The following is a 9848-nucleotide window of genomic DNA, read 5'->3' as shown; positions in this document are numbered from 1 at the left end:
GGCGCCGACACCCCGCACCGCAACCTGACCGCCTTCCTGATCGAAAAGCCCAGCGGCTTCGGGCAAGTCGCACCCGGGCTGATGATCCCGGGCAAAATCGACAAACTCGGCTACAAGGGCATCGACACCACCGAGATGATCTTCGAGGGCTACGTCGCCCCGGCCGCCGACATTCTCGGCGGGTCGCCGGGCCGCGGGTTCGCCCAGATGATGGACGGGGTGGAGGTGGGCCGGGTCAACGTGGCCGCCCGAGCCTGCGGGGTCGCCATCCGGGCCTTCGAACTGGCGGTGCGCTACGCCCAGCAGCGCTCCGCCTTCGGCAAGCCGATCGCGCAGCACCAGGCGATCGCCTTCTCCCTGGCCGAGATGGCCACCAAAGCCGAAGCAGCACACCTGATGATGGTCAACGCCGCCCGGCTCAAAGACTCGGGGCAGCGCAACGACCTGGAGGCCGGGATGGCCAAGTATCTGGCCAGCGAGTTCTGCGCCGAGGTCACCCAGCAGAGCTTCCGCATCCACGGCGGCTACGGCTACTCCAAGGACTACGAGATCGAGCGACTGATGCGCGACGCCCCGTTCCTGCTGATCGGCGAGGGCACCAGCGAGATCCAGAAGACCATCATCAGCAGGCAACTGCTCAACGACTACCGGGTGTGACCATGACGAACGAGAACAAGATCACCTACTGCCGGATCTGTGAGTCGTTGTGCGGCATGGTCGCCGAGGTCGAGGACGGCCGCCTGGTGTCGCTGCGCCCCGACAGGGACCACCCGCTGTCCACCGGGTACGCCTGCCAGAAGGGCATCGCCTTCACCGAGGTCGTCAACGACCCCGACCGGGTGACCACCCCGCTGCGCCGCCGGCCCGACGGCGGTTTCGACGAAGTCACCTGGGACGAGGCGCTGTCCGATATCGCCAAGCGGCTCAGCGACATTCACCGCCGGCACGGTTCGAAGGCCGTCGCCTGGTACTTCGGCAACCCCGGGGCGTTCAGCTACTCCCACCTGCTGGCCGTGCTGCTGTTCGTCAACGGCCTGGGCCTGGGCACCCACCTCTACACCGCCTCCTCGCAGGACACCCACAGCCGGCTGATGGCCAGCCAGTTGCTCTACGGCATGCCCACGACGGTGCCGATCCCGGACCTGTCCCGCACCGACCTGCTCGTCGTCATGGGCGCCAACCCGGTGGTGTCGCACGGCAGCGTCCTGACCGCCCCGCGCATCCGCGACCGGATGCACGATGTGGTCAAGCGCGGCGGACGCGTCATCGTCATCGACCCCCGCAAGACCGAGACGGCCGCGCAGTTCGAATGGCTGGGCATCGTCCCCGACACCGACGCCCTGCTGCTGTTGTCGCTGCTGCAGGTGATGTTCGCCGAGGACCTCGTCGACCGACACGCGGTCGACGCGCAGGCCGAAGGGCTGGCCTGGCTGGCCGGGCAGAGCGCGCCGTTCACCCCGGAGCGCACCGCATCCGCCACCGGGATTCCCGCGGCCACCGTGCGCGCCCTGGCCCACGACCTGGCCGGCACCCCGCGCGCCGCGGTCTACGGCCGGATCGGCACCTGCGCCGGGCGGTCCGGGACCCTGACGTCGTATCTGATCGACGCGGTCAACCTTGCCGCCGGTAACGTCGACGTCCCGGGCGGGTCGGTGTTCGGCTCGTTCGGCGTCCCCGGCGAACGGTGGGCTCTCAAGGCGCTGGGCGCAATCCTGCGCTTCGACCACCGGCGAAACCGTTCCCGCATCGGCGGATTCGGCAATCTCGTCCGCAGCGAGCCGGCCACCATGCTGGCCGGGGAGATAACCACCCCGGGCGACCGGCAGATCCGGGCGCTGTTCGTCAGCGCCGGAAACCCGGTTATCTCGGTGCCCAACGGCGCCGAATTGGACAGCGCCATGGGCGAACTCGAACTGTCGGTGGCACTGGACCTCTACGTCACCGAAACCACCTCCCGGTGCGACTACGTGCTCCCGGTCACCACCATGTACGAGCGCGACGACTTCGGGTTGCTGTTGCAGACCTTCCACGCCACACCGTTCCGGCAGGTGACCGAGGCGGTGGTGGCGCCGCGCGGTGACGCCCGCACCGAATGGGACATCGTCGACGACCTGACCCGCCGGATGGCGACCCGCACCCCGGCGTTCGCCGCACTGGCGGCGATGCGCACCGCCGCCGGTCTGATCGGCCGGCGGATCGGTCCGCGACCCGTCGCCGACACCCTCATCCGGATCGCCCGGGGCGGGGACTGGTTCGGACTGCGCCGCGGGGGGCTGTCCTTCAGTCGTCTCGCCGAACGGCATCCGCACGGCCGGGTGGTCGCCGAGGACATCCCCACCGGCGTCCTGCGAAGCGCCATCGCCTATCCCGGCGGCCGGATCCGGTTGAAGCACAGCGAGATCGGCGAGGAGATCGCGGCCCTGTCGCGACGCGAGGAGCCGGCCGGCTTCCCGCTGCGGCTGATCGGCATGCGCGAATCCCGCTCGGAGAACTCCTGGATGCACAACTCGCCCCTGCTGATGCGCGGCGATCGCGGGCCCAAGGCGCTGATGCACGTCACCGACGCCGCGCAGCGTGGTATCGCCGAGGGCGATGACGTCGCGGTGCGTTCACCGTTCGGCAAGATCGCACTGCCGGCGGTGCTGACCGAGGACATCGTCGCCGGCACCGTCGCCATCCCGCACGGGTGGGGCCACCGCGGCGGCGGTTGGCGTCTGGCCAACCAGGCCGGCGGGGTCAACGTCAACGAACTGACCTCCAACGATCCCGAGGACGTCGAGACGCTGTCCGGGATGGCCTGGCTGACCGGAGTCCCGATCGAGGTGGAGCGCACGTGACCGGACGCCGTCTGAGTGTGGAGGTCGGGCCGTTGGCTCGGCGTTCGGCGGTCCTGCTCCTGGCCGAAGTTCGCTCGTCGCGCCCACTCGTCGTTTTACCGCTGGCAGCCCTTGTCGCCGGTCTGGTGATGGCCGTCGCCGGACTCTCCCCGTGGCTGTGGATCCTCGTGCCCTGCCTCGGACTCGGCACATCGCTCCTGATCGCCGGTTCAGCACTCGTGGCCGACTATCGACCGCACCTCGCTCGCATCCTCCGCCGCTACGGGGTGCCCCGGATTCCGCCGCTGACATCGTTCGAGAACCGGGATCCCGAACTCGCCGTTCGACTCGATCGGGCCTGGCGAGGTTTCGAGAAGCACAACCTCCCGGTGCTGAGGGATGTCGCCTCCGGGGGCCTTCCCTCTGGGGGCCTTCCCGCCCGTCGGCGAATCGACGCGTGCCTCTGTCTGGTCGATTGGCATCTCGCCCATCGCGAGGAGGACGAGGCCCTGTCCTGGTTGGAAAACATGTCGGGCGAAGCTCTCGCTCGGCCGAGTCGCCGGCAGCGCAGCGAGTTGGTCGCCCTCAGCGGGGAACTCCGGGCTCACCTGTCCCCGGGTAGCGACCCGAAGTTGTTGCGCATCCTCGCATCCGTGCGAGGGGGCCGCCGGACGCTCATTCCCGATCGCGACCGCGAAATCGTTTTGGCCAACCTCCGTGATCCCTTCGATCCCTGCCGCGCGGTCAATCGCCTGCTCCGGCGCGCGCACTTCTCGGAAGTCGCCTTTCGCGAAGGGTGGTTCGCATCCGACGGGCCCCCTCGGCCCGAGGATGACAATAGCGCGGGTGGTCCCAAGGTCACGGTGATCGTGCCTGCTTTCAACGCCGAGCAGACGATCGCCCACGCCGTTGGATCCGTCCTCCGCCAGACGTGGCCGAACCTCGAGGTGATCGTTGTCGACGACGCGAGCACGGACCGGACATCGGAAGTGGTCCGGTCCATATGCGAAACGGATTCACGGGTAAGGCTTTTCGCCCTCTGTGACAATCGCGGCACGTATCCGGCCCGCAACCTCGGCGTGGAACACGCACTCGGTGAGTTCGTCACGGTCCTCGATGCCGACGACTGGATGCACCCCGATCGGATCGCTGTTCAGGTGCGCCATCTCCTCGGCCACCCCCAGGTGATCGCGAACCAGACATCGCTGATCAGGGTTTCGCCGAGAGGAATGGTGGTCCGCAAGAGCATCGCCTGCGGGGATTTCATCGGGATGAACTACGCATCACTTCTGATTCGACGAGCAACCCTTGCCGACATCGGAGGGTGGGATCCGATTCGCGGTGCGGCCGATTCGGAGTTGATCGAGCGGTTGAAGTCCCGCTTCGGGCGGGAATCCGTCATCCAACTCCACCGCGGGATTCCGCTGACCATCGCCCGATTCCTGCGTTCGTCGCTGACCGCAGATTCCTCGACGGGAATCACTTCCCACCTCTGGGATCAAGGCGCCCGCCAGCTCTACGGACAGGCCTACCAGGATTGGCACCGTCGGGAACGCTCGTCCCTCACCATGCCGGCGGCAACGGAGTCCCGGGAACGGGTCTTCGCGGTTCCGCCGGCCCTGGTGTGCCGTGATCGAGCGGTCAAGGTCGACGTCGTCCTGCTGTCCGACTTGTCGCTGCCGGGCGGCACGACGGCCTCGAACATCGAGGAAATCAAGGCGAACCGGGAAGCCGGGCTGGTCACCGGCCTCATCCACAACCGGGCGCCGCATCTCCGGTATCGGCCGATCAATCCCAAAATTCTGGCTCTGCACGCCGACGACCTGAAACTCCTCTCCGCGGGCGACGAGGTCGACTGCGATGTCCTGGTGATCAAGTACCCGCCGTCCGCCCTCGAATTCGCCGACCGGTTTCCCCACGTCAACGTTCGGGGCGATGTCGTCATCGCCGTCAGTCAGGCGCCCTGGACCGGTTACGCGGGCGAGCGACGAGAGGTGTACCGGATCGGCGACGTGAATTCCTCGGTCCGGCAACGGTTTGCGAAGCCGCCGGTATGGTCGCCTGTCGGCCCGGCGGTTCGAGAGGCGCTACTCGAACATCACGCCGACGACATCCGGGACGTTCGGCTGGCGACCCGCGACTGGTACGAAATCATCAATCCGAACGACTGGCGCAGCCGCCATACCCAAAGCGCGGGAGGGACTTTCCGAATCGGCCGCCATGCGCGCGACTCGGTCTGGAAGTGGCCGGCGACACGTCAGGACCTCTCAGACGCCTACCCGAGCGCGAATGACGTGGAGGTCTCCATCCTCGGTGGCGCCGAGGTTCCGCGTCGGATACTCGGCGGTCTTCCCGGCAACTGGCGGGTTCTCCCCTTCGACTCGATGCCGCCGCGGGAATATCTCAACTCCCTCGATGCCCTGGTCTTCTTCCCTCATCCCGACATGGTCGAAGCATTCGGACGAACTATCCTGGAAGCCTTGGCATGTGGGCTTCCGGTGATCACCGATCACCGTTTCAAGCCACTCTTCGGTGAGTCATTGATCACGGTACGACCATCAGAGGTCGCCGACGTCATCAGCCGATTGCGCTCCGATCCCGACTATCGTCGGAGATCCGGAGATGCCGCCAGAGCTGCTGTTACGGAACGTTTCGGCTATGAATCCCACTTGGAACGCCTCCGACGGCACGGTCTCCGGCATCAGGCCGCTTCGGCGATTTGAGACTCGGGTCACCCCGGAGACTGTTTCGCAATACGGCGCGGTGTCGCTACTGTCGAGACATGGCAGTCAACGATTCCCGGGAAGTGGTGATCGAAGCGAGCCCGCAAGAGATCCTCGACGTCATCGCCGACATCGAGTCCGCCCCCGCCTGGTCACCGCACCACCAGGGCGCCGAGGTGCTCGACACCTACGCCGACGGACGGCCCAGGCGGGCGAAATTGAGGGTCAAAGCCGCCGGATTCACCGACGTGCAGGACATCGAGTACGACTGGACCGGCACCACCGCGGGTTGGAAGCTGATCAAGGGCACCCACCTGAGGTCCCAGGAATGCCGATACACGCTGGTCGCGTCCGGCGACAAGACCAACGTCCGCTTCGACCTCAAGGTCGACCCGGTGGTACCACTGCCGGCGTTGGTGGTCAAACGCACACTGGCGCGCGCAATGGGAACCGCGACCGACGGCCTGCGTGATCGGGTGCTCAGCATCAAGAAGGGCTGAGCGTCCGCAGGCGGTCGATGGCCTCGTCGAGGGTTTCGTCACGCTTGCAGAATGCGAAGCGCACCAGGTGTTTCCAGGTGTGCCGGTTGCCGCCGGCATCGCAGAACGCCGACATCGGGATCGCCGCCACCCCGGCGCGATGCGGCAACTCCTCGCAGAACGCCGTGCTGTCGGCAAAGCCCAGCGGTCGCGGATCTGCGCACAGAAAATAGGTGCCGGCGCTGTCGTGCACCTCGAAGCCGAGGCCGCTCAGCGCGGCAGCCAACCTGTCGCGCTTGCCCCGCAGCGAGTCCCGCAAATCGTCCACCCAGGCGTCCTCGTGGTCGAGGGCGTAGGCCACCGCCGGCTGGAACGGCGCCCCGCCGACGTAGCTCAAATACTGCTTCGCCGCGCGGACCCCGGCGATGAGTTCCGGTGCGCCACAGGCCCACCCGATCTTCCAGCCGGTGCAGTTGAACATCTTGGCCGCGCTGGAGATCGTCACGGTGCGCCCCGACATGCCCGGCAACGAGCCGATCGGCAGGTGCTCGGCGCCGTCGAAGGTCAGCCGCTCGTAGACCTCGTCGGAGATCACCAGCAGATCGTGCTCGACCGCCACCGCCGCGAGTGCGGCAAGCTCTTCGGCGGAGAGCACCATGCCGGTGGGGTTGTGCGGGGAGTTGACGATGATCGCCCGGGTGCGCGGGGTGATCGCGGCGCGCACCGCGTCGACGTCGAGGGCGAACCCGCGCCCGTCCGGCACCAGGGGCACCGCCACCCTGGTGGACCCGGCCATCGCGATCACCGGGGCATAGGTGTCGAAGAACGGCTCGAGCACCAGCACCTCCGAGCCGGGCTCGACCAGGCCCAGCACCGCGGCGGCGATCGCCTCGCTGGCGCCGACGGTGATCAGCACCTCGGTCTCCGGATCGAACCGCGTGCCGTAGCGGCGGCTGCGCTGCCCGGCCACCGCCCGGCGTAACCCGATGATGCCCGGCCCGGGCGGGTACTGGTTGACCCCCTCGGCGATGGCCCGGCGGGCGGCTTCCAGCATGGCCGGCGGGCCGTCCTCGTCGGGGAAGCCCTGGCCGAGGTTGACCGCCCCGAGGCCGGCCGCCAGTGCGGACATCCTGGCGAAGATGTTCACCGAGAACGGACGCAGGCGTTCAACCGTCACGGCCGCCAAGCCTACTGCCGGGGCTACCAACCAACAGGTTGGCCGAGGAGATTGCCGGGGTCGACCAGCAGGGGACTAGGCTCATTACCCGCACCGAGTATCAGTCACTCATCGAGGGAAGAACATGTCCGAAGAAGCCTTCATCTACGAGGCCATCCGCACCCCCCGCGGCAAGGGCAAGGGCGGCGCCCTGACCGAGGTCAAGCCGCTCAATCTCATCACCGGTCTCATCGACGAACTGCGCACCCGCCACCCCAACCTCGACGAGAACATGATCAGCGACGTCGTGCTGGGCTGCGTCTCGCCGGTCGGTGACCAGGGCGGCGACATCGCCCGCACCGCCGTCATCGCCGCGGGTATGCCCGACACCGTCGGCGGCGTCCAACTCAACCGGTTCTGCGCCTCGGGCCTGGAGGCCGTCAACACCGCCGCGCAGAAGGTCCGTTCCGGCTGGGACGACCTGGTGATCGCCGGCGGCGTGGAGTCGATGAGCCGCGTTCCGATGGGCTCCGACGGCGGCGCCATGATGTCCGACCCGGCCACCAGCTACGACGCGCTGATCGTTCCGCAGGGCATCGGCGCCGACCTCATCGCCACCCTGGAGGGCTTCGACCGCGACGCCGTCGACGCCTACGCGGTGCAGTCCCAGGAGCGGGCGGCGGCGGCCTGGTCCGGCGGCTACTTCGCCAAGTCGGTGGTCCCGGTCCGCGACCAGAACGGTCTGCTGATCCTCGACCACGACGAGCACATGCGCCCCTCCACCACCATGGAGAGCCTGGCCAAGCTCAAGCCCGCCTTCGAGGGCCTGGCCGCGATGGCCGGCTTCGACGACGTCGCGATGCAGAAGTACCACTGGGTCGAGAAGATCAACCACGTCCACACCGGCGGAAACAGCTCCGGCATCGTCGACGGCGCCGCCCTGGTGCTCATCGGCAACGAGAAGGCGGGGAAGGCCTCGGGCCTCACCCCGCGGGCCCGCGTCGTGGCCACGGCCACCAGCGGCGCCGACCCGACGATCATGCTCGTCGGGCCCACCCCGGCCACCGAGAAGGTCTTGGCCACCGCGGGTTTGACCGTCGACGACATCGACCTGTTCGAGCTCAACGAGGCCTTCGCCTCGGTGGTGCTGAAGTTCCAGAAGGACCTGGGCATCCCCAACGAGAAGCTCAACGTCAACGGTGGCGCCATCGCGATGGGCCACCCGCTGGGCGCCACCGGCGCCATGATCACCGGCACCATGGTCGACGAGCTTGAGCGCCGCGGCGCCAGGCGCGCGCTGATCACCCTGTGCATCGGCGGCGGCATGGGCGTGGCCACCATCATCGAGCGAGTCTGAAAAGATCGCGGAAGCAGGAGAAACCATGGCAGAGAACACCATTCAGTGGGACAAGGATGCCGACGGCATCGTCACCCTGACCCTCGACGACCCCACCGGCTCGGCGAACGTGATGAACGAGCACTACAAGGAGTCGATGCACAAGGCCGTAGAGGAGTTGGCACGTCTTGTCGCAGAGGAGCCCGGTTCGATCACCGGCGTCGTCATCACCAGCGCCAAGAAGACCTTCTTCGCCGGCGGTGACCTCAGGGGCATCATCCAGATCACCCCGGAGCACGCCGGTGAGGCGTTCGCGGAGGTCGAGGCGATCAAGGCCGACCTGCGCAAGCTGGAGACCCTGGGCGTGCCGGTGGTCGCGGCCATCAACGGCGCGGCGCTGGGCGGCGGCCTGGAGATCGCCCTGGCGTGCCATCGTCGCATCGCCGCGGACGTCAAAGGCAGCCAGATCGGCCTGCCGGAGGTCAGCCTCGGCCTGCTCCCCGGCGGCGGTGGCGTCACCCGCACCGTCCGGATGCTGGGTATCCAGAACGCCTTCGTCAACGTGCTCAGTCAGGGAACCCGGTTCAACCCGAAGAAGGCCCAGGAGGTCGGCCTGGTCGACGAACTCGTCGGCAGCGTCGAAGAACTCGTCCCGGCCGCCAAGGCGTGGATCAAGGCCAACCCCGAGTCCTCGGTCCAGCCGTGGGACGCCAAGGGCTACAAGATGCCCGGCGGCACTCCGGCCACCCCGGCGCTGGCGGCGATCCTGCCGTCATTCCCCTCGCTGCTGCGCAAGCAGGTCAAGGGCGCGAACATGCCGGCCCCGCGGGCCATCCTGGCCGCCGCGGTGGAGGGCGCGCAGGTGGACTTCGACACCGCCAGCCGCATCGAGAGCCGCTACTTCACCGAGCTGGCCACCGGCCACGTCGCCAAGAACATGATCCAGGCCTTCTTCTTCGACCTGCAGGCCATCAACGCCGGCGGGTCGCGGCCGGATGGGATCGGCAAGACCCCGATCACCAAGATCGGTGTGCTGGGCGCGGGCATGATGGGTGCGGGGGTTGCCTACGTGTCGGCCAAGGCCGGATTCGACGTCGTTCTCAAGGACGTCACCATCGAGGCGGCCCAGAAGGGCAAGGCCTACTCGGAGAAGCTGGAGGCCAAGGCCCTCGAGCGTGGCCGCACCACCAAGGAGAAGTCCGACGCGCTGCTGGCCCGGATCACCCCGACCGCGGACCCGGCCGATCTCAAGGGCGTCGACTTCGTCATCGAGGCCGTCTTCGAGAGCCAGGAACTCAAGCACAAGGTGTTCCAGGAGATCGAGGACATCGTCGAGCC

7 protein-coding genes are annotated in these 9848 nt (G+C 67.7%); 6 read left to right on the top strand and 1 reads right to left on the bottom strand.

The annotated features are described in order from the left end of the window. From ADBZ5U_RS11580 to ADBZ5U_RS11565, 4 genes are all read left to right on the top strand, one after another. On the top strand, positions 1-657 hold a 657-nt coding region (locus ADBZ5U_RS11580), incomplete at its 5' end, for an acyl-CoA dehydrogenase family protein (RefSeq protein ID WP_526265547.1). A gap of 2 nt (positions 658-659) precedes the next feature. Next, positions 660-2837 (top strand): molybdopterin-containing oxidoreductase family protein, encoded by a 2178-nt coding sequence (locus ADBZ5U_RS11575; RefSeq protein WP_526265545.1) that lies wholly within the window; start codon positions 660-662, stop codon positions 2835-2837. Then, positions 2834-5539 (top strand): glycosyltransferase, encoded by a 2706-nt coding sequence (locus ADBZ5U_RS11570; RefSeq protein ID WP_526265543.1) that lies wholly within the window; start codon positions 2834-2836, stop codon positions 5537-5539. The genes ADBZ5U_RS11575 and ADBZ5U_RS11570 overlap by 4 nt, the downstream gene beginning before the upstream one ends. A 59-nt stretch (positions 5540-5598) precedes the next feature. Next, positions 5599-6039: an SRPBCC family protein gene (locus ADBZ5U_RS11565; protein ID WP_526265541.1), complete on the top strand. Its 441-nt coding sequence runs from the start codon at positions 5599-5601 to the stop codon at positions 6037-6039. On the opposite strand, the gene ADBZ5U_RS11560 is transcribed toward ADBZ5U_RS11565, so the two are convergent. After that, positions 6026-7195, bottom strand: coding sequence for a pyridoxal phosphate-dependent aminotransferase (locus tag ADBZ5U_RS11560; RefSeq protein ID WP_526265539.1), 1170 nt, complete (start codon positions 7193-7195; stop codon positions 6026-6028). The genes ADBZ5U_RS11565 and ADBZ5U_RS11560 overlap by 14 nt on opposite strands. Before the next feature lie 124 nt (positions 7196-7319). On the opposite strand from ADBZ5U_RS11560, the gene ADBZ5U_RS11555 reads away from it, so the two are divergent. Then, a complete protein-coding gene (locus ADBZ5U_RS11555; RefSeq protein WP_526265537.1) occupies positions 7320-8531 on the top strand; it encodes an acetyl-CoA C-acetyltransferase in 1212 nt (403 codons plus the stop codon). A 25-nt stretch (positions 8532-8556) separates the two neighbouring features. Continuing rightward, positions 8557-9848 (top strand): enoyl-CoA hydratase-related protein (locus tag ADBZ5U_RS11550; protein WP_526265535.1); only part of this gene is annotated, 1292 nt, incomplete at its 3' end.

The organism is Mycobacterium sp., assembly GCF_040398885.1.
Lineage (GTDB): Bacteria > Actinomycetota > Actinomycetes > Mycobacteriales > Mycobacteriaceae > Mycobacterium.
This window is presented reverse-complemented; position numbering and strand designations above follow the sequence as displayed.

What these genes read in the sequence shown, in the direction of transcription:
- ADBZ5U_RS11575 (WP_526265545.1), top strand. Translation starts at nt 660, where the DNA reads ATGACGAACGAGAACAAGATCACCTACTGCCGGATCTGTGAGTCGTTG.
- ADBZ5U_RS11565 (WP_526265541.1), top strand. Translation starts at nt 5,599, where the DNA reads ATGGCAGTCAACGATTCCCGGGAAGTGGTGATCGAAGCGAGCCCGCAA.
- ADBZ5U_RS11555 (WP_526265537.1), top strand. Translation starts at nt 7,320, where the DNA reads ATGTCCGAAGAAGCCTTCATCTACGAGGCCATCCGCACCCCCCGCGGC.